Raw genomic sequence first — 23,318 nt, 5'->3', positions numbered from 1 at the left:
ATCCTTCCTTGCCACTCACGGAGTGTCCATGCACTACTCATTTACTGAGAAGAAGCGCATTCGTAAATCTTTTGCGAAACGCGCTAACGTCCACAACGTTCCGTTCCTGCTGGCGACCCAGCTCGAGTCATATTTGGGCTTTTTACAAGCCGACAAAGCACCGTCGACGCGTAAAAACGAGGGCTTGCAGTCAGCCTTCACGTCCATTTTCCCGATCGTGTCGCACAATGGGTTCGCTCGTTTAGAATTTCTATCCTACGTTTTAGGCGATCCAGCCTTTGACGTCAAGGAATGTCAATTGCGCGGTTTGACATTTGCCTCTCCTTTGCGTGCCAAAGTACGTTTGGTGATTCTGGATAAAGAATCTCCAACTAAGCCAGTCGTTAAAGAAATGAAAGAGCAAGAAGTGTACATGGGTGAATTGCCACTCATGACCAACACGGGTTCTTTTGTGATTAACGGTACTGAGCGCGTTATCGTTTCTCAGTTGCACCGCTCTCCTGGTGTGTTCTTTGAACATGACCGTGGCAAAACACATTCTTCCGGTAAATTGCTGTTCTCAGCGCGGATTATTCCTTACCGTGGTTCATGGTTGGATTTCGAATTCGATCCTAAAGATATTCTGTTCTTCCGTATTGACCGTCGTCGTAAGATGCCTGTCACTATCTTGTTGCGCGCTATCGGCATGACCAACGAGCAAATTCTTGCGAATTTCTTCGTTTTTGATAATTTCAGTCTGCACAGTGATGGCGCGGAAATGGAATTTGTTTCCGAGCGTTTGCGCGGTGAAGTTGCCCGTTTCGATATCGCTGATAAAGCCGGCAAATTGATCGTTGCGAAAGATAAGCGTATCAATTCCAAGCATGTGCGTGAAATTGAATCGGCTGGCATCAAGATGATTTCAGTGCCTGAAGACTATTTGTTAGGTCGTGTATTGGCGAAGAATATCGTTGATGCGGACACTGGCGAAGTCGTCGCGAATGCGAACGATGAGTTGACAGAAGAATTGTTGGCGAAATTGCGTGACGCAAAAGTCAACGATATTCAAACTTTGTACACCAATGATCTCGATCAGGGTGCATACATTTCTCAGACCTTGCGTGCTGATGATACTGCGGATCAAATGGCTGCGCGTGTGGCGATCTACCGCATGATGCGTCCTGGCGAACCGCCAACTGAAGACTCCGTGGAAGCTTTGTTCAACGGTTTGTTCTATAACGAAGACCGTTACGATTTGTCCGCAGTTGGTCGTATGAAATTCAATCGCCGCATTGGTCGTGATGAGTTGACTGGCGCGATGACATTGTCAGATGACGACGTTTTGGCCGTGATTAAGATTTTGGTTGAGTTGCGCAATGGTCGCGGCGAAGTTGATGATATCGATCACTTGGGTAATCGCCGCGTGCGTTGCGTCGGTGAATTGGCTGAGAATCAATTCCGTGCTGGTTTGGTGCGTGTTGAACGTGCAGTGAAAGAGCGTTTAGGTCAAGCTGAGGCAGATAATTTAATGCCGCACGATTTGATTAACTCTAAGCCTATCTCTGCAGCGATCCGTGAGTTCTTCGGTTCTTCACAATTGTCTCAGTTTATGGATCAAACGAACCCATTGTCCGAGATCACGCATAAGCGTCGTATTTCTGCTCTGGGACCTGGTGGTTTGACACGTGAACGTGCTGGCTTTGAAGTACGTGACGTTCATCCAACTCACTATGGCCGTGTATGTCCGATTGAAACACCAGAGGGACCAAACATTGGTTTGATCAACTCTTTGGCTTTGTACGCACGTTTGAACGAATACGGTTTCTTGGAAACCCCATATCGTAAAGTAATCGAAGGCAAGATCACGAATCAAATCGATTATTTGTCCGCGATTGAAGAAGGTCGTTACATCATCGCTCAGGCGAATGCGACGATCGATGCGGCAGGTATGTTGAGCGATGAATTGGTTTCTTCTCGTCAAGCTGGCGAAACGATTTTGGTCTCTCCAGAGCGCGTCCAATACATGGACGTTGCGACCGGTCAGGTTGTTTCTGTTGCGGCGTCTTTGATTCCGTTCTTGGAACACGATGATGCGAACCGTGCGTTGATGGGTGCCAACATGCAACGTCAAGCTGTACCTTGCTTGCGTCCAGAAAAAGCTTTGGTTGGTACAGGTATCGAGCGCACAGTGGCGGTCGACTCTGGTACAACCGTTCAAGCTCTGCGTGGCGGTAAGGTTGACTATATCGATGCGGGTCGTATCGTTATTCGTGTCAATGACGCGGAAGCGCAAGCGGGTGAAGTCGGTGTAGACATCTACAACCTGATCAAGTACACACGTTCTAACCAAAACACGAACATCAACCAACGTCCTATCGTCAAAGTTGGCGATATCGTGGCGAAGGGTGACGTTTTGGCTGATGGCGCTTCTACCGATTTAGGTGAATTGGCGCTCGGTCAAAATATGTTGATCGCGTTTATGCCATGGAATGGTTATAACTTCGAAGATTCGATTTTGATTTCCGAAAAAGTAGTAGCAGATGATCGCTATACTTCTATTCATATCGAAGAATTGTCTGCGGTAGCACGTGACACGAAGTTGGGTGCGGAAGAAATCACACGTGATATCTCTAACCTCGCTGAAAATCAATTAGCGCGTCTGGACGAATCCGGTATTGTCTACATCGGTGCAGAAGTAACTGCTGGCGATACATTGGTCGGTAAAGTGACGCCAAAAGGCGAAACACAATTGACACCAGAAGAAAAACTCTTGCGTGCGATCTTCGGTGAGAAAGCGTCTGACGTTAAAGATACTTCTCTGCGCGTGCCTTCTGGCATGGTTGGTACGGTTATTGACGTTCAAGTCTTCACACGTGAAGGCATCCAACGTGACAAACGTGCACAACAAATTATTGATGATGAATTGAAGCGCTATCGCCTCGATTTGAACGATCAGTTACGTATTGTTGAAGGCGATGCGTTTGAACGTTTGGAACGTATGTTGAACGGTAAAGTTGCTAACGGCGGCCCAAATAAATTGGCTAAAGGCAGCAAGATTACGAAAGAATACTTGGCGGAAGTTGATAAGTACCACTGGTTCGATATTCGCCCTGCCGATGAAGATGCTGCGCGTGCTATCGAAGCGATCAAAGATTCTATCGCCGAAAAACGTCATCAGTTTGATTTAGCGTTTGAAGAAAAACGTACGAAATTGACACAAGGCGATGAGTTGCCACCAGGCGTACAAAAAATGGTCAAGGTTTACTTGGCTGTTAAACGTCGCTTGCAACCAGGTGACAAGATGGCGGGTCGTCACGGTAACAAGGGTGTGGTTTCACGCATTGTTCCGGTTGAAGATATGCCTTACATGGCTGACGGTACACCAGCAGATATCGTGTTGAACCCATTGGGTGTTCCATCACGGATGAACGTGGGACAGGTTCTGGAAGTTCATTTAGGCTGGGCTGCTAAAGGTCTGGGCTTGCGTATCGACGAAATGTTGAAGGCACAAGCAAAAATTGAAGAGTTACGTGGTTTCTTGAAACAAATCTACAACGAGTCTGGTAAGTCTGAAGACATCGATGGTTTGTCTGATCATGAAATCATGGAATTGACTTCCAACTTGAAAAAAGGTGTGCCATTCGCAACGCCAGTGTTTGACGGTGCGCATGAATCCGAAATTCGTCGTATGTTGGATTTGGCTTATCCAGATCCTATCGCGAAACAATTGGGTATGACGCCTTCGAAGAACCAAGTGACTTTGTATGATGGTCGTACTGGTGAAGCTTTCGAACGTAATGTCACAGTCGGTTACATGCACGTCTTGAAATTGCACCATTTGGTCGATGACAAGATGCATGCACGTTCGACTGGTCCTTACTCTCTCGTTACTCAGCAACCATTGGGCGGTAAAGCGCAATTTGGTGGTCAGCGTTTCGGTGAGATGGAGGTGTGGGCACTCGAAGCGTACGGCGCGTCTTATGTCTTGCAAGAGATGTTGACCGTGAAGTCCGATGACGTGAATGGCCGTACTAAAGTGTACGAAAATCTCGTTAAGGGTGATCACGTGATCGACGCTGGTATGCCAGAGTCCTTTAACGTTCTCGTTAAAGAGATCCGTTCTTTGGGTATCGATATCGATCTCGAGCGTAATTGATCAGATTTAAATTAGTAAATTGGTAGCAAACCTTCGCCCGAATTCATTTCGGGCGTTGGTCATTCAGATGGACTAACATTTTTTGTGTTTTTTGTTCCCGGTATTTTGCGGAACTTGGGTCGAACCAGATATCGACCAGGCTCTCCCGCTGATGCGAACAGGGTTAAACCTAAAACAGAATTGATGCCTTCCATAAGCACAAGCGATTCAACACTTCACTGGAGTGCAATACATGAAAGCCCTGCTCGATCTATTCAAGCAAGTTCAGCCCAATGAACAATTCGACGCGATCAAAATTGGTCTCGCGTCTCCAGAAAAAATCCGTTCATGGTCCTATGGCGAAGTAAAAAAGCCAGAAACAATTAACTACCGTACGTTCAAGCCAGAACGTGATGGTTTGTTCTGCGCGAAGATTTTTGGCCCAATTAAAGATTACGAATGTTTGTGCGGTAAGTACAAGCGTTTGAAACATCGCGGTGTGATCTGCGAAAAGTGCGGTGTCGAAGTGACCTTGGCAAAAGTGCGTCGTGAACGCATGGGCCATATTGAATTGGCTTCCCCAACAGCCCACATCTGGTTTTTGAAATCTCTGCCATCCCGTTTGGGTATGGTGCTCGATATGACTTTGCGTGATATCGAACGTGTTTTGTATTTTGAAGCCTACGTTGTAACCGATCCTGGCATGACTCCGCTGAAAAAATGCCAGATCATGTCTGAAGACGATTACGCAGCGAAGTACGAAGAGCATGGTGATGAATTCACCGCATTCATGGGTGCAGAAGGTATCCGTGAATTGTTGCGCTCGATTGATATCGACCGTGATGCAGAAACTTTGCGTACTGAACTCAAAGAATCCAAATCTGAAGCCAAGATCAAAAAGTATTCCAAGCGTTTGAAAGTTTTGGAAGCTTTCCAACGTTCTGGCATCAAGCCAGACTGGATGATCATGGAAGTCTTGCCAGTGTTGCCGCCGGAATTGCGTCCATTGGTACCTTTGGATGGTGGTCGTTTCGCAACGTCCGATTTGAACGATTTGTATCGTCGCGTTATTAATCGTAATAACCGTTTGAAGCGCCTGATGGAATTGCGCGCTCCGGAAATTATTACGCGCAATGAAAAGCGTATGTTGCAAGAAGCAGTCGATTCCTTGTTAGACAATGGTCGTCGCGGTAAAGCAATGACAGGTGCAAACAAGCGTCCTCTGAAATCTTTGGCAGAAATGATCAAAGGTAAGGGCGGTCGTTTCCGTCAAAACTTGTTGGGTAAGCGCGTCGATTACTCTGGTCGTTCGGTTATCGTGGTTGGTCCACAACTGAAATTGCATCAATGCGGTTTGCCAAAATTGATGGCTTTGGAATTGTTCAAACCATTCATTTTCAATAAATTGGAATTGATGGGTTTAGCGACAACGATCAAAGCAGCGAAGAAACTTGTTGAGATTCAAGAACCAGTCGTTTGGGATATCTTGGAAGAAGTGATTCGCGAACATCCTATCATGTTGAACCGTGCACCAACTTTGCACCGTTTAGGTATTCAAGCGTTTGAGCCAGTATTGATTGAAGGTAAAGCGATCCAATTGCATCCACTGGTCTGCGCGGCATTCAATGCCGACTTCGACGGTGACCAAATGGCGGTTCACGTTCCTTTGTCTATCGAAGCGCAAATGGAAGCACGCACATTGATGCTGGCTTCTAACAATATTTTGTTCCCATCTAATGGTGAACCATCTATTGTGCCTTCTCAAGATATCGTGTTGGGTCTCTACTATGCATCGCGCGAAGCCATTAACGGCAAAGGCGAAGGCATGATGTTCCCAGACGTTTCTGAAGCGATCCGTGCTTGGGATAACAAAGAAGTGGAATTGGCGACACGTATTACGGTACGTATTACCGAGTATCCAAAAGATAAAGCGACTGGTGAATTCGTTAAGACAATCAAACGTTACGAAACCACAGTCGGTCGTGCGATCTTGTCTGAGATCTTGCCTAAAGGCTTGCCATTCTCCGTCTTGAATCGTCCTTTGAAAAAGAAAGAAATTTCTAAGTTGATCGATACTTCCTTCCGTAAGTGCGGCTTGCGCGCAACGGTGGTATTTGCTGATCAATTGATGCAGTCTGGTTTCCGTTTGGCGACGCGTGCTGGTATTTCTATCTGTATCGACGATATGTTGGTACCACCACAAAAAGTCACCTTGTTGGCAGCGGCTGAGCATGAAGTTAAACAAATCGAGCAGCAATACGCGTCCGGTTTGGTGACTGCTGGCGAACGTTACAACAAGGTTGTTGATATTTGGGGTAAGACCGGTGATGAAGTCGGTAAGGCGATGATGGAACAACTCAAAGTTGAACCAGTTACACGTCGTGACGGCACAGTCGGTACGCAAGAATCTTTCAATGCAATTTACATGATGGCCGATTCCGGTGCGCGTGGTTCTGCAGCCCAGATTCGTCAGTTAGCTGGTATGCGCGGTCTGATGGCGAAACCAGACGGCTCGATTATCGAAACACCGATTACCGCGAACTTCCGCGAAGGTCTGAACGTTCTTCAGTACTTTATTTCCACTCACGGTGCACGTAAAGGTCTGGCAGATACGGCGTTGAAGACAGCGAACTCCGGTTACCTGACACGTCGTCTGGTGGACGTTACGCAAGATCTGGTTGTGATCGAAGACGATTGCGGCACAGCGAACGGCGCGTCCATGAAAGCGATTGTTGAAGGCGGTGAAGTTAACGTGCCTTTGCGTGATTTGATCTTGGGTCGTGTTGCAGCGAACGATATCGTTAATCCAGAAACACAAGAAACTTTGTTGCCAGCGGGTACTTTGCTCGATGAATTCATGGTTGAAGAAATCGAAGCACTGGGTATCGATGAAGTCAAAGTTCGTACGCCATTGACATGTGACACACGCTACGGTTTGTGCGCGATGTGTTACGGCCGTGACTTAGGACGCGGTCAGATGGTCAATGCTGGTGAAGCAGTCGGTGTTATCGCTGCGCAGTCCATTGGTGAACCAGGTACTCAGTTGACGATGCGTACGTTCCACATCGGTGGTGCGGCTTCTCGTGCAGCGATTGCGTCTTCTGTTGAAGCAAAATCCAACGGTACGATCCGTTTCACAGCAACCATGCGTTACGTGACGAATGGTAAAGGCGATCAAATTGTGATTTCCCGTTCTGGTGAAGTCTTGATCACGGATGATCATGGCCGTGAACGTGAACGTCATAAAGTCCCTTACGGTGCAACCTTGATCGTTAAAGATGGTATGACGATCAAAGCCGGTACGGATTTAGCGACTTGGGATCCATTGACACGTCCTATCATTACCGAATACACCGGTCAGGTGAAGTTTGAAAACGTCGAAGAAGGCGTGACTGTTGCTAAGCAGGTTGATGATGTAACAGGCTTGTCCACTCTGGTCGTTATCGATGCGAAACGTCGTGGTTCTGCGGCTGGTAAGAGCTTGCGTCCACAAGTTAAATTGTTGAACGAAGCTGGTGAAGAAGTGAAAATTTCTGGCACTGAGCACGCGGTAACGATCGGTTTCCAAGTCGGCGCTTTGATTACAGTGAAAGACGGTCAACAAGTTCACGTTGGTGAAGTGTTGGCGCGTATCCCAACTGAATCACAAAAAACGCGTGATATTACCGGTGGTCTCCCACGTGTTGCTGAGTTGTTCGAAGCTCGTTCACCAAAAGATGCTGGTATGTTGGCTGAAGTGACTGGTACGGTGGCGTTTGGTAAAGAAACCAAAGGTAAGCAACGTCTCGAAATCACTGACATGGACGGCGAGAAGCATGAGTTCTTGATCACCAAAGACAAACAAGTCTTGGTGCATGACGGTCAGGTTGTGAATAAAGGTGAAATGATTGTTGACGGCCCAGCTGATCCACAAGACATCTTGCGTTTGTTGGGTATCGAAGCTTTGGCACGTTACATCGTTGATGAAGTTCAAGACGTTTATCGCTTACAGGGCGTTAAGATCAATGACAAGCACATTGAAGTGATCGTACGTCAAATGTTGCGTCGCGTTGTTGTTGTGAATCCAGGCGATGCTAACTACATCATGGGCGAACAAGTTGAACGTTCTGATTTGTTGGGCGAGAACGATCGCGTTGTTGCTGCTGGCGGTATCCCTGCAACGTATGAAAATATTTTGTTGGGTATTACTAAAGCATCCTTGTCGACAGATTCTTTCATCTCTGCCGCTTCCTTCCAAGAGACCACACGTGTTCTCACAGAAGCAGCGATCATGGGCAAGAAAGATACTCTGCGCGGCTTGAAAGAAAACGTCATTGTTGGTCGTTTGATTCCAGCTGGTACAGGTTTGGCCTATCACCGTGCACGCAAGATGAAAGAGTCTTGGGAAGCGGACGAACGTGCAGCCTTGTTGCAAGCGGAAAAAGAAATCTTCACACCAGCAGCAGAAGTTGTTGCAACTGATGTGAATACAGACGAAGCGTAATTTGTAGCGCGAGTCTGTTAGACTTGAAGACGGCACCGTAGAATTTCTGCGGTGCCGTTTTTGTTTGTAGGATTAAGAATCCGCAAGTAATCAGTAAGTAATCACAAAGCAATCAGCAAAGCAAAACACAGAGTCAGAAAAGAATATATGGAAAGTATGCGCTTAGAAGAGAAGGCGATTGAGCAAGCTCTATATCAACTTAATCAAGCGAATGAATATCCAGCGATCTCGATAGAGGTAGTGGAGCGAACTGGCTCGACTAACGCCGATTTGATGCAAAGAGCGAAAAATTTAAATACGCCGACTTTGCTTGTGGCGCGTGATCAGACTGCAGGCAAAGGTAGAGCGGGGCGTAGTTGGTTGTCGACACCAGATGGCGTGCTGACCTTCTCTTTAGCGTGGGAATTCCCTGCTGGTGCACAAGCTTTAATGGGCTTGCCCTTAGCGGTTGGCGTAGCAATCGCTGAGCGTTTGCAACAACTCGGGGTGCCGGTGAAATTAAAATGGCCTAACGATATTCTTAAAGAGTCCAAAAAGCTGGCAGGGATCTTGGTGGAATCGCAAATGAGCCCGACTGGCAGCAGCTGGGCTATCATCGGCATAGGATTGAATTTGCGCGTTCCTGATGAGCTTGAGCAAAGTATAGGGCAAGCCGTTGCCGATGCTACTTGGTTAGCTCAGATGGATAGAAATCAATTGGTCGCGCAATTGCTGCAGGCTTTACAAGCCGCTTTGACCGAGTTTTCCTTGCAGGGTTTCGCTGCGTTTGTTGAGCGCTGGAATCGTTTGCATGCGCACGTCAATCAGGCAGTGATGATTATTGATCAGCAAACAATCGTGCAACAAGGTATCGCATTGGGTGTCGATCATCAGGGTTGTTTAATTCTGCAAACAGAAAATGGCACAGTATTGATTCATTCTGGGGATGTCTCTTTGCGGCCTTTGCCGTAAAATGCCTATTTCTATTTCTCCACTTGGCGATAAATCAAGATGACTGAAAAGCGCCCCATGCTGCTATTGATCGATGCCGGTAATACCCGAGTAAAGTGGGCATGTATTCCGATAGATGCGCCCTTGCAGTTTCCAGCAACGTGGGAAGCCATAGGCTCGGTATCGCATCAAGAAATGACGCAACTGGTGCAAGCCTTTAGCCATCATCATATCGTTCGTTGTAAGATCTCCAATGTTGCTGGCGCGGAGCTGCAACAAAGCGTAGACAAACTATTGCTGGCTCAATACCCCGAATTAAAAATAGAAAAATTCAGTGCGGCTGACACTGCTGTTGGCGTGCAAAATCTTTATCGTGACCCTGCCAAATTGGGCTCCGACCGTTTCGCTTCGGCGATTGCTGCACACCATTGTTTTCCTGATCATGATTTAGTCGTAGCGACTTGCGGCACCGCAACGACGATCGATGCGATGACGGCACAGGGGGATTTTTTAGGCGGGATGATTTTGCCTGGTTTGCAATTGATGGCAAGTGCGCTGGCAAAGAATACCGCACAACTCCCGCAAATAGCGCTTCATGCTGACTCACTTGATGTGTTCGCCACACAGACTGATCAGGCGATTGCTAGTGGATGTCTGCATGCGCAAATCGGTGCCATGCAGTGTGCTGTACAACGTCTGGAGCATCAGCGTGGTAAGCCAGTCAAGTTGATTGTATCGGGTGGAGCAGCACCTTATCTGGTGCCGCAAATACGGAAAATTCAGCAAACGCAGAAAGTTCAGCAACTGCATTGGCAAGAAGTAGAAAATCTGGTGTTGACGGGTTTATGGATAGCCGCCAAGTCATCTTAGTGCAAGACTCTCATTGAGAAAATATATTATGTTGAGATTTTTCTTTTGGATATTACTGATCGTCAACGCCTTGTTACTGGCTTTGAATTTTGGATTTTTGGGAAAATGGTCAGGTGAAGAACGCGAACCATCACGCATGAAACTAGAAAAAAATGCGGACAAAATTAAATTGATGACTGCCAACGCAGCACAAGATTTAATCGATGCGCAGACCAAAAAAGTTGAACCTGCATTGGCATGTTTGGAGTTAAATGGTTTCACGACGGCAGACAGTAAGAGCTTTGATGAAAAGATTAATTCGCTGTCTTTAGCTGCACGTTTGACGCGCACCGAATTGGCCGAGGTCGCGACGAATATGGTTTATATTCCTTCGCTCGGTAGTAAGGACGCAGCGGATAAAAAAGCCGCGCAGATACGTAAATTGGGCTTTACGGAGTTTTATATCGTACAAGATCAAACGCCTATGCGTTGGGCGATTTCTATGGGTGTGTTTAAGACGCCAGAAGCAGCCAAAGCTCATTTAGCCAATTTGCAGAAAAAAGGCTTGAAAGAAGCAAAGCTAGCGCCACGCACGGTCAGCGCCGAGAAAATCAATTATCGACTACAAGATCTCAGCCCAGAAGAAAAACAAACAGTAGATCAAATTAAGGTGGCATTTGCCAGCGTACAAAGTCATGAATGCAAGGCAAAGACGGAGTAGACACTACCACGTTGCTTAATTTGATTCCCCATTTTCTGCACTCGCAACCCTATCGACTATCAGAGAAACTATCATGTCTGCCGCTTTTCATTTCAAACAAGGAAGCCTTCCTTTGTTGATCTCTATGCCGCATGTCGGCACCGAGATTCCAGAACAAGTACTCGCTCAACTCAATCCTGTCGCTCAGGTTAAAGCCGATACGGATTGGCATTTGCCCTTGCTATACAATATGCTAGATGAGCTAGGCGCTTCGTGTATTCATGCGCGATATTCGCGCTACGTCGTCGATCTGAATCGCCCTTCCGATGATATGAATTTATATCCAGGGCAAGATACGACGGGTTTGTGTCCGGTCGATACTTTTGCGAAAGAACCTTTATATAAAAACGGTCAAGGGCCAGATGCTGCGGAAGTACAAAACCGCATACAACAATACTGGCAACCCTATCACCAACAACTACACGCTGAGTTGCAGCGTATGCGTGATCAGCACGGTATCGCGATATTGTGGGATGCGCACTCTATCGCTTCGCAAGTACCACGTTTTTTTGAGGGAAGATTGCCTGATTTGAATTTTGGTACGGCTGATCAAAAATCTTGCGATCTGGGACTGCAAAATGGGCTGCATGATGTGATGAACAGCCACAGTAATAGTAACGGGAACAGCAAACCTTTTAGCTATATCTTCAACGGGCGATTTAAAGGTGGACATATCACTCGTCATTACGGACAGCCTGCGCAGAATATTCATGCAGTGCAGTTAGAAATGAGTCAATGTGTGTACATGAATGAGCAATCGCCATTTGCGTATCGCGCTGATCTGGCGGCGCAAGTGCAACCTCTACTCAAACAACTCTTACAAACTTGCCTGAACTGGGCAGCACAAACGGCTAATGCCGGAAAATAATCATGAGTACATCAACATCTAACATGGCGCAGACGCTGTTTGCAAAACAGGCTTTATTACCGACTGGTTGGGTGAGCCAGGTGCGTCTGCATTGGGATGCATCTGGCAATTTCACACACATAGAAACCGATGCAATTCCGTCGGCTTACGAAGTACAACACGGCTTCGTGTCGCCGGGTATGACGAATTTGCATTCACACGCGTTTCAGCGTGCGATGGCCGGTATGACGGAAATCGCTGGTGAAGGACCAGATAGTTTCTGGACATGGCGTGATTTGATGTACCGCTATGCATTAGCGATTTCGCCTGAACAAATGCAGGCCATCGCCGCGCAGTTATATTCCGAATGCCTGCGTCATGGCTACACTTCTGTATGTGAATTCCATTACGTGCATAGGGCGCCGGATGGCGCGTTTTACGCGGATATAGCAGAGACAGCAAAGCAAGTGATTGCCGCGGCAAATCTGACGGGGATGGGTATCAGCATGTTGCCTGTGCTTTACAGCTATGCCGATTTTAAGCAATTGCCTTTGCGTGAAGATCAACGCCGTTTCAATACCAATGTAGAACAAATCCTAAATATCATCAGTGCGCTTGATGGGCAACGCAATGCACAGGTCGAAGTCGGCGTCGCACCACACTCATTGCGTGCCGCCAGTACAGATCAGATTCGTGAGCTCGTCGCCGCAATGCCAGCCGGACGTCCAATTCATATTCATATCGCCGAGCAAATGCGTGAGGTGAATGCTTGCGTGGCGGCTACAGGTAAGCGTCCGGTGGAGTTGTTATTCGATACGCAAACAGTGGATGAGCGTTGGTGTTTAGTGCATGCAACCCATTTGACGCAACACGAAGTGGCAAGCATGGCAGTTAGCAAATCTGTGGCGGGTATTTGCACTTCGACCGAAGGCAATCTCGGCGACGGATTTTTTGAGTTGCCCGATTATATTGCTGCGCATGGACGCTTCGGCATAGGTACTGATAGTCATGCTTCGCAAAGTGTGGTGGAAGAAATTCGATGGCTAGAATATGGACAACGATTAAAGCAGCAAGGTCGTAACATCGCGAGTGTTAAGGGGCAGCGACGGGTTGCCGATTTCTTGTGGCAGCAATGTTTGCTTGGCGGTGCGCAAGCATCGGGGCGCAATGTCGGATATTTGCAGAATGGTTGTCGCGCTGATTTCATTATCTTTGATGATCAGCATCCAAATTTGCAAAACATTGATGCGGCGGATGTTTTAAGTAGCGTGGTGTTTACCGGTAACGACAATTTGATTCGTGATGTGTATGTTGGTGGTCAGCAAGTGGTAGAAGCAGGGCGGCATCGTGAGCAGACACAAATCAATGCTAACTACGTGCGTTGCATGCAGCAATTGCGACAACTTTGATCGTGGTGGAAATAGCAGCAACAGAAATAAGAACGACAGAAATAAGAACGACAGAAATAAGTCGAAATCAATTAACAAGAAAAGGGGAAATTATGAAGAAATTTGCGACTAACAATTTGCATGGATTATTGATCAGTATCGGCATTTTAAGCGCTCCGGTATTCGCTGTGACGGCGCAAGCAGAAACAAGTACACCTGCGGTCGTCGTTGCTAAGGCGGATCGTCAAGATGCGACTTTGGCAGCGCGTCTGCAAGCCTTAGAGAAGTTACTAGCTGAGCAATGGGAGTATGGTCTACGCACAAGTCCAGAATATGCTTCTATGTTGGGCGACAAACGCTATAACGATCAGTTGCGCGATTTTTCGCAAGCAGCGATTGATCAAAATCTCAAGATGACGCGTGATTTTTTGAAACGCTTTCAAGCAATTGATACTAAGGGATTTAACGTCCAACAAAAACTCAATAAAGACTTAATGGTGCGCCAATTACAAGAAGAATTAGAAGGTGCCCGCTTCAAGTCTTGGCAAATGCCAGTGCTGCAAAATTCCGGCTTGCATTTAGATACGCCAGAATTAGTCACCATGCTGAGTTTTACTTCGGTCAAAGATTACGAAGACTATATTGCGCGTTTGCACAAACTGCCAGCGTTGTTTGAGCAAACCATCGCTCAGATGCGGTTGGGTGTGAAAAACAAAATCATGCCACCACAATTTTTATTGCCAAAAATTGCCAGACAGTGTGATGACCTGATTGCGATGAGCATGGAGACTTCGCCTTTCGCTAAACCAGTGGCACAATTTCCTGCAGATATCTCTGAGGCTGATCAACAGCGTTTGAAAAGCGCAGTATTGGATGCGATCAAAACAAAAGTGCTACCTGCTTATCAAAATTTCTCCAACTTTGTACGCAGCGATTACGCGCCGTACGGTCGTAAAGACGTAGGTCTGTGGTCTTTGCCGGATGGAGCGGCGCGTTACAAGTTGCAAGTGAAAACACAAACGACAACGAACAAAACGCCGGAAGAAATTCATCAGATAGGTTTGCGTGAAGTTGCTCGTATTGAAGGACAGATGTTAGAAGTGGCAAAAAAATTAGGTTTCGCAGATCTGAAATCCTTCAATGCCTCGATGGAAAAAAATCCTGATTTGCATCCAAAGTCACGTCAAGAAATTCTGGATTTGTACAACAAGTACACCGATCAAATGTACACCAAGATTCCAGAGTTATTCGGTCGTTTGCCTAAGGCCAAAGTGAAGATCATGGCAGTGGAAGAATTCCGCGAGAAAGAAGCAGCAGGTGCTTCGTATAATCCCGGTGCAGCGGATGGGTCACGTCCTGGTCACGTGATGGTCAATACCGGTGACTTTGCGAATCGCATGACTTTGTCGATAGAAACCACAGCCCTGCATGAAGGCGTGCCTGGACACCACATGCAAATCGCGATTGCACAAGAGCTGGAAGGCTTGCCTCCTTACCGTCAACAAGGCGGCAATAACGCCTATGTAGAGGGCTGGGCTTTGTATTCTGAACGATTGGGGCGTGAATTAGGATTCTTTAAAGATCCTTACAGCTACTATGGACATTTGCAAGATGAAATGCTGCGCGCGATTCGCTTGGTGGTAGACACAGGCTTGCACTATAAAAAATGGGATAGACAACAAGTCGTCGATTTCTTCCGTAATCATTCTGGTATAGAAGAAGTTGAAATTCAGAGCGAAACTGATCGTTACATCGTCTGGCCGGGTCAGGCATTAGGCTACAAAATTGGTCAGTTGAAGATCTTGGAATTGCGTGATTACGCTAGCAAAACATTAGGAGCTCGCTTCAGCCTGAAGGAGTTTCATGATGAAGTGCTAGGTGCAGGTGCGTTGCCGCTAGATGTATTGGAAAGCCGGATTAAAGCATGGGTCGCCACCAAGAAGTAATTGCAAAGTCCTTGAAAAGACCGAATTGTAAGTAAGTTAATTGAAATTATATAAAAATGGGCGACAAAACCCTGTGGTTTTGTCGCCCATTTTATTTTCCCAAGTGGAAATAAATTTCCTTAATTGAAGTTGCGCGAGTAGAATCAAAGAATTCACTTCGATTCTATGTGCTACAAACTTGGAGCCGCCATGGGTGCCTTTGCGATGCCAGTGTATATGTTGGAATTCACACCAAAAACCATCGCCTCCCTATTGTCGCCAGCGGCGATAGAAGGTTCATTGGTTGAATTGGACGTCTATGATAGAAATGACCTCGCTCTTAAACTGGAAGCGACTGGTCAAAGACTAAAAGCAACGCCTGAATTATTTCGAATTACGACAATACATAATGGCGTCACTAATGAACACGATTGGAACTTCACCATCTTGCGTGAATCCGCTGATCGTAGTCGTAAGAAAAAATAGAGCAGCAGTCAAGCTAGTCTGACTAATATCAACTCCAAAGCAATTCTTACTACCTCGGATTAATCTACGCTGAGCCGCGTCAGCCTGTCCAAGTTCTTTGCAAACCTGTATCCGTATGTATCCAGCCACCTTTGCTACTGGCGCGGAAATAAAATCCCACGCCACCTTGCTTAAAGCTTTGGATCAATTCGCCTAAAACTTCTTCATGCAAGTCGCCAATTCGAATGTCCGCAGCTCTTCCTTCTAAATGCAAAGACTTACGAGCAGCGGGAATCCCTTCTTCACGCAATCGTTGATTTGATTCTGGGGTGCGATAGCCAGACAATACTTCGAGTGGCTTGGTCATGCCGAAGCGTGCAATGAAGGCTTGCGTCGCCCACAAGGTTTCTAATAATTTGGGGTCAATAGGTGCGCTTTTTTTTCCATTCACATCACGCAGCAAATGGCAAAATTGTTGGTAGGCCGAATCGAGCATATCGCCGTCCTTCCAATACAATAATTTAATGCGTTCACCGCTGGCTGGTCTGATCAAATCGAGCGTGCGGGGTTTCAGCCAAAAATCAACATCCAACACCTGTGCATCGAATAGATCTGGCGGCGGGGTCAATTTGCTCGCTTTGTTGTCACCGTCTTGTGCCAATCCTGATAGTGGGCGGCTGCCGATCAATAATCCACTGGCAGTCAATAACAGCGATTTCTTAAAAAACTGGCGGCGATTCTGCATGTTCTGGCGATCAAAAACAAAGATAAGAAATTCTAACGGGTATCTGTCTGCTTGCGTACTTTCTATTAATTTTTCTTTAGAGTGCTTCGACAATGAAGACGCGAACACAGCACGATGTGGATACAACTTACTACTATAATGCTGTTTTTAGTTTGATCTTTTACGTCCATGCTAAGCCCCACTCAAATCGCGCAATTCCAACAGCAAGGCTACTTGGTGTTGCCAGCTTTTAGTTCGCCCGAATATTGCCAACAAGTGCTTGACCTCGCCCAGCAACAGTTAGATCAAGTTGTGCTGCCAATCGAGTACGAAGCCGATACCCGTTATCCGGGTGCACCTGTGTCTCGTGATGCAGAGGGAGGGCAAACTGCAAGACGTTTATTGCAAGCCTATGCACGTGCCCCGTTGTTGGCAGATTGGGCGACGCAAACTAACTTAAGCGTCGTGTTGAAGCAGCTATTGGGTGAAGGCGCGAAGATGTCGCAAGTTCACCATAACTGCATCATGACCAAACAAGCGCGATTTTCTAGTTTGACTGGTTGGCACCGAGATAGCCGTTATTGGAATTTTCAAAAGCCAGAACTGATCAGCGTTTGGCTGGCATTGCGCGACGAAAGAATTGAAAATGGCTGCCTGCTAGTTTTGCCGGGATCACATCAATGGCAGATCGATGCAGAGCAATTAGATAGCGCGCAATTTCTACGCGCCGACCTGCAACGCAATCAAGACCTGCTGGCGCAAGCCCAAGCCGTACCTTTGCAGCAAGGCGACGTCTTGCTATTTTCAAGCAATTTATTTCATGCGGCTGGTTGTAATCAGACTGGGCAGACTAAGTTTTCTATGGTGTTCACATATCGGGCTCAGGACAACTTGCCGCAAGTAGGTAGTCGTTCTGCCAGCCTAGCTGAGGTGAGCATTTAGGCTGTTAAAAGGGGATGGCATGCATTTATCGAGTCTTATCTATGGACAATGATTGTGATGCGCAATATGAATTTTGGGTAAGTATCGATGCAGTGTGATTCAGATCGCTGATTTCAACCGCCGGATGCGAGAAACTGCATGTCCGGCGGAGTGAAAATGCTAATCGATGCAAGCTATCAAGCCACTCAGACGCGATACTCAGAAGTCTGTATCGGAGCTACTATCAAATCGGCTGTTTTTTTGATTAGCGTTTATTTATCAGTCTATTGCTAAGCTTAGTTATAGCAAGTTCTTCCACCGCAACTAGGACACATTGGCAGATCAGGATCGCAGTAGCCGGGAACTGAACAGCTATTGCAATTCTTAGCAATCCCACCCAATATTTGTTGCTGCTGTTGTTTGGTGAGCGTTTGTCCCAGATCTTTTAATTTTTGCATGACATCTTTTCCTTTTTGAATTAGTGAACATGAAGTGAAAATTGATTAAGTCGCTTGCGCGTCAATTTTCAATTTAATGATAAAATAAATTTAGTTAAATTACTACTTATTGTTTCTCTAATGTGTATGTTTATGCTACATCAATATTGGAAACATTTTGGAAGTTCTGAAGGGGAAAAATTTGGATGCATCTTTGTATCAGAGCGTACAACGCTTATTGTCGAGTAAGGAAATCGATATTGCCGGCGATTACGTCGCAGAAAAATTAATGCGTCACCCAGACTATCCATCGGCATGGTGCGTGAGTGAAGTACTTAATGACTTGGGATTAGAGAGTGTAGTCGTCAAAATTGAAAAACATCTTTTGGATGAAATCCCATTCCCTTTTTTGGCGCATGTTAAAACGAATGGCGGGGAATTTGTTTTAATTGATAGTCTCAAAAAATTAAGGAAAGTACGGAAAAATTTTGAGGAAATTTGGGATGGTATTGTATTAGCTGTAGAAGCGCCTGATGGTTGGCAACACTCTACGGGTGAAGAACAGCTAGCGAATAAGATCAAGAATACCCAGCTCAGAAACTATAGCCTGCTCACTTTCTCAGCTCTTGCGACAACTTATTTCTTACTAAATTTTAACTGGATCTTATTTCTTGCATTCTTGGTGAGTGGTTTCGGTTTGATGTTTGCATGGTCTGGTGCCTGTAATGAACTAGGCATTAGTAATAAAGTGGCAGAACAGTTTTGTGGAAGTTTAACTACTTGCAGAAACTCAGGCACTGAAAAAACGAAGAAAATTTTAGGCCTGGGATTTAGTGACCTGGCGATGTCTTGGTTTTTGGTTTCATTCATCATTCTGATAATAATGAATGCTGCACAAATGCTGGGCCTAGCTAGCATCTTATTTGTTGCCAGTGTATTTTCCTTACTCGTCATTCCGGTGTCAGTATATTTGCAGTGGCGCATTCAGAAGGAGTGGTGCCCAATATGTCTGGCAATTTTAGGAAGCGTTTTTTGTCAATTTCTTGTACTCTCATTTGGCATTCAAACCTCTGGATTGGTGTGGCCAAAGTTCGATGAAGTAGTATTTTTTGCGTTGACATGCTTAAGCACGGTGTTGATATGGAATTCATATCGTACGATCAAAGAGAAACAGCTAAAAGAGTCGGCTGAAAAAAATCAAGCTTACAAACTTTACTTCAATAAAGACATATTTACCTCTCTGTTAAGAACATCTGCACCCTTGGATGTCAGTCCTTTTGAAAACGAAATCCAAGTTGGAAATAAGGATGCAGCATTACAAATAACTGTGATATCTAATCCGTTCTGCGGACCGTGCGCACATGCGCATCAACAACTGGATGAATTGTTGGATGTTTATGATTTTGGTTTGCAAGTACGGTTTGTATTGAGCGCGACGGATGCTGCTGATGATAGAACCAAGGTAGTTCAACAAATATTACGGAATCTGATTCCGCATTTGGCAGATCGTAAATATTGCAGGAAAGTGTTAAACGCTTGGTTTGCAAATCCCAAGCTAGATCAGTTTGCAAAGCAGTATCCAGGTGATAGTGAGGTGGACACTTATTCAAGCTTAGTCCCGCATGAAGAATGGGCGATATATGCAAATATCAGACGGACGCCAGCGATTCTTATAGATGGATATCATTATCCCGACCTATACAGAGTGGAAGACTTGCGTGAATTAATTCCTTTGCTCTTGAAGGCACAATCAAGTCGTTAATCAAGTTTGAAAACGCACAGGTGATAAGTCTGTGCGTTTGTGTGCTCCTGATATTTTCCCCGTTACCTAGAATAGTCCAATGTGTATTCCAACTTGGCTGTTTTCTTTTTAGAGGACTGTTGTTCATTCGTAGATTTTAGTACAAATAGATACCAATTTATTGTCTTCGCTATTGCAAGATAAAGGCTCACATAATAATAAAAAATAGATGAAATTCACTTTTTATAAACAACCAGATCAGATGGATTGTGGCGCCACTTGTCTTCGTATGATTGCGAAGCATTTTGGCAAAAGCTATTCATTGCACGATTTGAGACAAGCGACGCAAACGACGCGCGAAGGCGCTAGCTTATTAGGTTTAAGCGATGCTGCAGAAAAAATAGGCTTTCGGACTTTAGGTGTCAAATTAGCGTTTGACAAGCTTGCTAATGATGCGCCCCTTCCTTGTATCGCGCATTGGAACCAAAATCATTTCGTCGTCATCTATAAAATTAGTAAGAATTTTGTTTATGTGGCGGATCCTAGCCATGGCCTGCTCAAATACTCAAAAGCGGAGTTCATCAAAGGCTGGGTTGGCGATGGCATAGATGAAGGTGTGGTTTTATTTTTTGAAACCACGCCAGAATTTTTTGATGAAAATTTAGCGGGTGCGGATCGTCAAAAAAATGATAAAAATGGATTTCTGTTTCTTTCAAAATACCTAGTTCAACATCGCAGACTGGTTGTCCAGTTGATGATTGGATTACTTGCTGGCAGTCTTTTGCAATTGCTGTTTCCATTCTTGACGCAGAGTATCGTGGATATTGGTATTCAGACGCACGATTTGAATTTCATCTACCTGATCCTATTTGCTCAATTGATGGTTTTTTTGGGAAAAACATCAATAGAAATCCTTCGTGGTTGGATTTTGCTGCATATGAGTAGCCGCATTAATATTGCTTTGGTATCAGATTTTTTTGTCAAATTGATGAAACTACCCATTGCGTTTTTTGATACCAAGATGACTGGCGACATTATGCAGCGTATTGGTGATCATTACCGTATTGAGAGTTTTCTAACAAGCAGTTCATTGAGCGTATTATTCTCAATGTTCAACCTGATCACCTTTAGTTTGGTATTGGCTTGGTATGACCTGTCTATCTTCCTGGTTTTCACATTAGGAAGTTTTGCTTATATTGGATGGGTTATTTTTTTCTTGAAGTATAGAGCTGATCTTGATTTTAAACGGTTTAGCCAAAGTAGCTTGAATCAAAGCAAAGTGATAGAGATCGTTAATGGCATGCAAGAAATCAAGTTACATAATGCCGAGCGACAAAAGCGCTGGCAATGGGAAAGTTTACAAGTCAAATTATATAAAATCAATTTGCAAGGCCTGACGCTGACGCAATGGCAAAATTCTGGCTCAGCAGTTATTAATGAACTTAAGAATATTACGATTACCTTTCTGACTGCGAAGCTGGTGTTGGATGGAAATATTACTTTGGGAATGATGCTGTCAGTAAGTTATATCACGGGGCAACTGAACGCACCGATTATGGAACTCGTCCAATTTATTCAACACTGGCAAGATGCGAAATTGAGCCTGCAAAGGTTGGGTGACATTCACGGTCGGGAGGACGAAGAGTCAATTCACAAAGAACTTATTCTCGAACTAGAAGCAAATGCGGCGCTTCATATTAAAGGGGTTCATTTTCGCTATCCAGGGGTCTCTGAAGAACTGGTGCTGAATAATCTTAACTTCACTATTCCCGCCAATAAAATCACCGCCATTGTTGGCGCAAGTGGAAGTGGCAAGACAAGCTTGCTCAAAATTTTATTAAAGTTTTATGAACCAAGCCAAGGAGAGATTACGCTTAACGAGAATAATTTAAAGCAACTCTCATCTAGTTTGTGGCGCTCAAAATGTGGTGTGGTGATGCAGGAAGGCTATATTTTTTCCGATACGATTGCCAATAATATTGCGATTGGTGATGAGTCTATCGACAAACATAAACTTAAACATGCCGCTATTACCGCGAATATCAAAGAGTATATCGATGGTTTGCCCTTGGGTTTCAATACGAAAATAGGTGCAGAGGGAATTGGCCTCAGTACTGGTCAGAAGCAAAGGATATTGATTGCCAGAGCAGTTTATAAAAATCCTGACTATTTGTTTTTTGATGAAGCAACAAGTGCATTGGATGCGAACAATGAAAAAACCATCATGAATAATTTGGATGAGTTTTGTAAAGGTAAAACAGTGGTGGTGGTTGCGCATCGCCTAAGCACAGTCAAAAATGCGGATCAGATTATCGTTTTAGATAAAGGTCATATTGTTGAAATTGGAAACCATGCGGATCTGACGGCTGCAAAAGGAGCCTACTATAGCTTAGTTAAGAATCAGCTGGAGTTAGGAAATTAATGACTGATCATCTCGACAGGGAAATTGAACTTCGTACCGACGAAGTGACAGAAATTTTAGAGTCATCACCAAGTTGGTTATTCAATTGGGGAATGCTGATTATTTTTTCTATGATGGCACTTGGTGTCGCACTGACCTATTTTATTAGTTACCCAGACATATTAGTTGCCAAAGCCACAGTCACAACCTTAAATCCTTCTGTTACGGTGGTTGCGCGTACTAGCGGCAAGTTGGCGAGTTTATTGGTGAAAGATAATCAAGAGGTTCGCAAAGGTAGTGTTTTAGCGATCTTGGAAAATACGGCCGATTATCACAATGTATTGAAAGTAAGTGAGGACATACAAGTACTAGTATCCAAGATGAGGCCAGGCAATTCTCTGCCCAATTTTAGTTTTAACGATGCGCTTAAAATGGGAGACCTCACAGCAGACTATTTACAATTTTTGAAGGCCTATAAAGACTATCAATTATTTGTAGATATGAATCCTCAACATAAGGAAATTGTACTGTTAGAGCGAGAGGTTGCAAGCCAAAATCAATTGCTAGCGAAATATGAACAACAAGTGAAATTGTATAGTGATGAGCTCGCATTGACAGAAAAGGATTATTTCAGAGATCAGGGTCTATATAGAGATGGACTTATTTCAGCACGTGATTTTGAAAATAAAAAGAAGGACTTTCTTCGTGCACAAAGTGCTTTTGAAAGTTTGAAAATTACCCATGCGAGCACAAGAATTACGATCAACAATATTGAGAAAAATAAACTGCAATTAAACATGCTACATATGGAGCAATCCAGTAAATATAAGATTGAGCTTGAACAGTCGATGAAAAATTTGCAGTCATCCATCGAGACATGGCGACAGGATTTTTTATTAATTTCTCCCATTGACGGTAAGGTTTCGTTTTTTAATTTCTGGATAGCGAATCAAAATATCAAGGCAGGTGAAGAGGCATTTAGCGTCGTACCACTGGATAAACCCAACTGTATCGCACGCCTTATTTTACCGATACAAAATTCTGGTAAGTTAAAGCTTGGGCAACTGGTCAATATTAAATTGGAAAATTATCCATACGCAGAATATGGAATTTTAAAAGGACGAGTAAAAAATATTTCCTTGGTAATTAATAATAATAGTTATGCGATTGATGTCGAGCTTCCTAATGGCTTAAAGACCTCCTATAACAAAGAGCTTAACTATAGAAATGAAATGACAGGTTTGGGAGAAGTGATTACCGATAACCATAGTTTATTGAGCAGGCTATTAGGAAAATTTAGAAGTATTGTTAACCGTGTTTGATCGCTATAACA

Annotated in this window: 15 protein-coding genes; 13 read left to right on the top strand and 2 right to left on the bottom strand. The window is 44.8% G+C overall.

From position 1 onward, the window contains the following. The first annotated feature begins 28 nt into the window (after nucleotides 1-28). From rpoB to H8K55_RS06415, 9 genes are all read left to right on the top strand, one after another. Nucleotides 29-4,135 (top strand): DNA-directed RNA polymerase subunit beta, encoded by a 4,107-nt coding sequence (rpoB, locus tag H8K55_RS06455; protein WP_186941265.1) that lies wholly within the window; start codon nucleotides 29-31, stop codon nucleotides 4,133-4,135. A 232-nt stretch (nucleotides 4,136-4,367) separates the two neighbouring features. Then, entirely contained in the window at nucleotides 4,368-8,597 is a 4,230-nt protein-coding gene (rpoC, locus tag H8K55_RS06450) for a DNA-directed RNA polymerase subunit beta' (protein WP_186941264.1), read from the top strand. Nucleotides 8,598-8,744: 147 nt separating this feature from the next. Further along, the gene (locus H8K55_RS06445; protein ID WP_230408509.1) at nucleotides 8,745-9,548 is read left to right on the top strand and encodes a biotin--[acetyl-CoA-carboxylase] ligase; all 804 of its coding nucleotides are present in this window, start codon (nucleotides 8,745-8,747) and stop codon (nucleotides 9,546-9,548) included. A 39-nt stretch (nucleotides 9,549-9,587) separates the two neighbouring features. Next, a complete protein-coding gene (locus H8K55_RS06440) occupies nucleotides 9,588-10,397 on the top strand; it encodes a type III pantothenate kinase (protein ID WP_230408508.1) in 810 nt (269 codons plus the stop codon). A 28-nt stretch (nucleotides 10,398-10,425) separates the two neighbouring features. Continuing rightward, a complete protein-coding gene (locus H8K55_RS06435) occupies nucleotides 10,426-11,097 on the top strand; it encodes an SPOR domain-containing protein (protein ID WP_186941263.1) in 672 nt (223 codons plus the stop codon). Between the two features lie 73 nt (nucleotides 11,098-11,170). Next, complete coding sequence (gene hutG / locus H8K55_RS06430) at nucleotides 11,171-12,004, top strand: N-formylglutamate deformylase (RefSeq protein ID WP_186941262.1); 834 nt, start codon at nucleotides 11,171-11,173, stop codon at nucleotides 12,002-12,004. A gap of 2 nt (nucleotides 12,005-12,006) precedes the next feature. Then, complete coding sequence (locus H8K55_RS06425) at nucleotides 12,007-13,392, top strand: formimidoylglutamate deiminase (RefSeq protein ID WP_230408507.1); 1,386 nt, start codon at nucleotides 12,007-12,009, stop codon at nucleotides 13,390-13,392. Between the two features lie 92 nt (nucleotides 13,393-13,484). Beyond that, nucleotides 13,485-15,317 carry a DUF885 domain-containing protein gene (locus tag H8K55_RS06420; protein WP_186941261.1) on the top strand — a complete coding sequence of 611 codons (1,833 nt, stop codon included), beginning with the start codon at nucleotides 13,485-13,487 and terminating at the stop codon, nucleotides 15,315-15,317. A 189-nt stretch (nucleotides 15,318-15,506) separates the two neighbouring features. Beyond that, nucleotides 15,507-15,782, top strand: a complete 276-nt coding sequence (locus tag H8K55_RS06415) for a hypothetical protein (protein ID WP_186941260.1) — start codon at nucleotides 15,507-15,509, stop codon at nucleotides 15,780-15,782. A 79-nt stretch (nucleotides 15,783-15,861) separates the two neighbouring features. Here the strand turns inward: H8K55_RS06415 and H8K55_RS06410 are convergent, their stop codons facing one another. Continuing rightward, the gene (locus H8K55_RS06410; RefSeq protein ID WP_186941259.1) at nucleotides 15,862-16,506 is read right to left on the bottom strand and encodes a YcbK family protein; all 645 of its coding nucleotides are present in this window, start codon (nucleotides 16,504-16,506) and stop codon (nucleotides 15,862-15,864) included. Nucleotides 16,507-16,674: 168 nt separating this feature from the next. Here H8K55_RS06410 and H8K55_RS06405 point away from each other — a divergent pair, with 168 nt between their 5' ends. After that, nucleotides 16,675-17,427 (top strand): phytanoyl-CoA dioxygenase family protein, encoded by a 753-nt coding sequence (locus H8K55_RS06405; RefSeq protein ID WP_186941258.1) that lies wholly within the window; start codon nucleotides 16,675-16,677, stop codon nucleotides 17,425-17,427. A 275-nt stretch (nucleotides 17,428-17,702) separates the two neighbouring features. Here the strand turns inward: H8K55_RS06405 and H8K55_RS06400 are convergent, their stop codons facing one another. After that, the gene (locus H8K55_RS06400) at nucleotides 17,703-17,864 is read right to left on the bottom strand and encodes a hypothetical protein (RefSeq protein WP_186941257.1); all 162 of its coding nucleotides are present in this window, start codon (nucleotides 17,862-17,864) and stop codon (nucleotides 17,703-17,705) included. 157 nt (nucleotides 17,865-18,021) lie between these two features. Here H8K55_RS06400 and H8K55_RS06395 point away from each other — a divergent pair, with 157 nt between their 5' ends. The 3 genes from H8K55_RS06395 to H8K55_RS06385 all read left to right on the top strand — a co-directional run bounded on the left by H8K55_RS06395 (nucleotide 18,022) and on the right by H8K55_RS06385 (nucleotide 23,307). Then, the gene (locus tag H8K55_RS06395; RefSeq protein WP_186941256.1) at nucleotides 18,022-19,605 is read left to right on the top strand and encodes a thioredoxin domain-containing protein; all 1,584 of its coding nucleotides are present in this window, start codon (nucleotides 18,022-18,024) and stop codon (nucleotides 19,603-19,605) included. Between the two features lie 208 nt (nucleotides 19,606-19,813). Next, nucleotides 19,814-22,006 carry a peptidase domain-containing ABC transporter gene (locus tag H8K55_RS06390; protein WP_186941255.1) on the top strand — a complete coding sequence of 731 codons (2,193 nt, stop codon included), beginning with the start codon at nucleotides 19,814-19,816 and terminating at the stop codon, nucleotides 22,004-22,006. Beyond that, complete coding sequence (locus H8K55_RS06385; RefSeq protein WP_186941254.1) at nucleotides 22,006-23,307, top strand: HlyD family secretion protein; 1,302 nt, start codon at nucleotides 22,006-22,008, stop codon at nucleotides 23,305-23,307. The genes H8K55_RS06390 and H8K55_RS06385 overlap by 1 nt, the downstream gene beginning before the upstream one ends. Nucleotides 23,308-23,318 lie beyond the last annotated feature (11 nt).

It is taken from the genome of Affinundibacterium flavidum (assembly GCF_014284175.1).
Lineage (GTDB): Bacteria > Pseudomonadota > Gammaproteobacteria > Burkholderiales > Burkholderiaceae_D > Undibacterium > Undibacterium flavidum.
The sequence above is the reverse complement of the archived record's forward strand: the minus strand, read 5'-3'. Positions and strand labels throughout refer to the sequence as shown.

Coding starts and splice junctions, on each gene's coding strand:
- H8K55_RS06445 (WP_230408509.1), top strand. CDS start 8,745: ATGGAAAGTATGCGCTTAGAAGAGAAGGCGATTGAGCAAGCTCTATAT.
- H8K55_RS06410 (WP_186941259.1), bottom strand. CDS start 16,506: ATGCAGAATCGCCGCCAGTTTTTTAAGAAATCGCTGTTATTGACTGCC.
- rpoB (WP_186941265.1), top strand. CDS start 29: ATGCACTACTCATTTACTGAGAAGAAGCGCATTCGTAAATCTTTTGCG.
- hutG (WP_186941262.1), top strand. CDS start 11,171: ATGTCTGCCGCTTTTCATTTCAAACAAGGAAGCCTTCCTTTGTTGATC.
- H8K55_RS06385 (WP_186941254.1), top strand. CDS start 22,006: ATGACTGATCATCTCGACAGGGAAATTGAACTTCGTACCGACGAAGTG.
- H8K55_RS06400 (WP_186941257.1), bottom strand. CDS start 17,864: ATGCAAAAATTAAAAGATCTGGGACAAACGCTCACCAAACAACAGCAG.
- H8K55_RS06405 (WP_186941258.1), top strand. CDS start 16,675: ATGCTAAGCCCCACTCAAATCGCGCAATTCCAACAGCAAGGCTACTTG.
- H8K55_RS06390 (WP_186941255.1), top strand. CDS start 19,814: ATGAAATTCACTTTTTATAAACAACCAGATCAGATGGATTGTGGCGCC.
- H8K55_RS06440 (WP_230408508.1), top strand. CDS start 9,588: ATGACTGAAAAGCGCCCCATGCTGCTATTGATCGATGCCGGTAATACC.
- H8K55_RS06435 (WP_186941263.1), top strand. CDS start 10,426: ATGTTGAGATTTTTCTTTTGGATATTACTGATCGTCAACGCCTTGTTA.
- rpoC (WP_186941264.1), top strand. CDS start 4,368: ATGAAAGCCCTGCTCGATCTATTCAAGCAAGTTCAGCCCAATGAACAA.
- H8K55_RS06415 (WP_186941260.1), top strand. CDS start 15,507: ATGGGTGCCTTTGCGATGCCAGTGTATATGTTGGAATTCACACCAAAA.
- H8K55_RS06425 (WP_230408507.1), top strand. CDS start 12,007: ATGAGTACATCAACATCTAACATGGCGCAGACGCTGTTTGCAAAACAG.
- H8K55_RS06420 (WP_186941261.1), top strand. CDS start 13,485: ATGAAGAAATTTGCGACTAACAATTTGCATGGATTATTGATCAGTATC.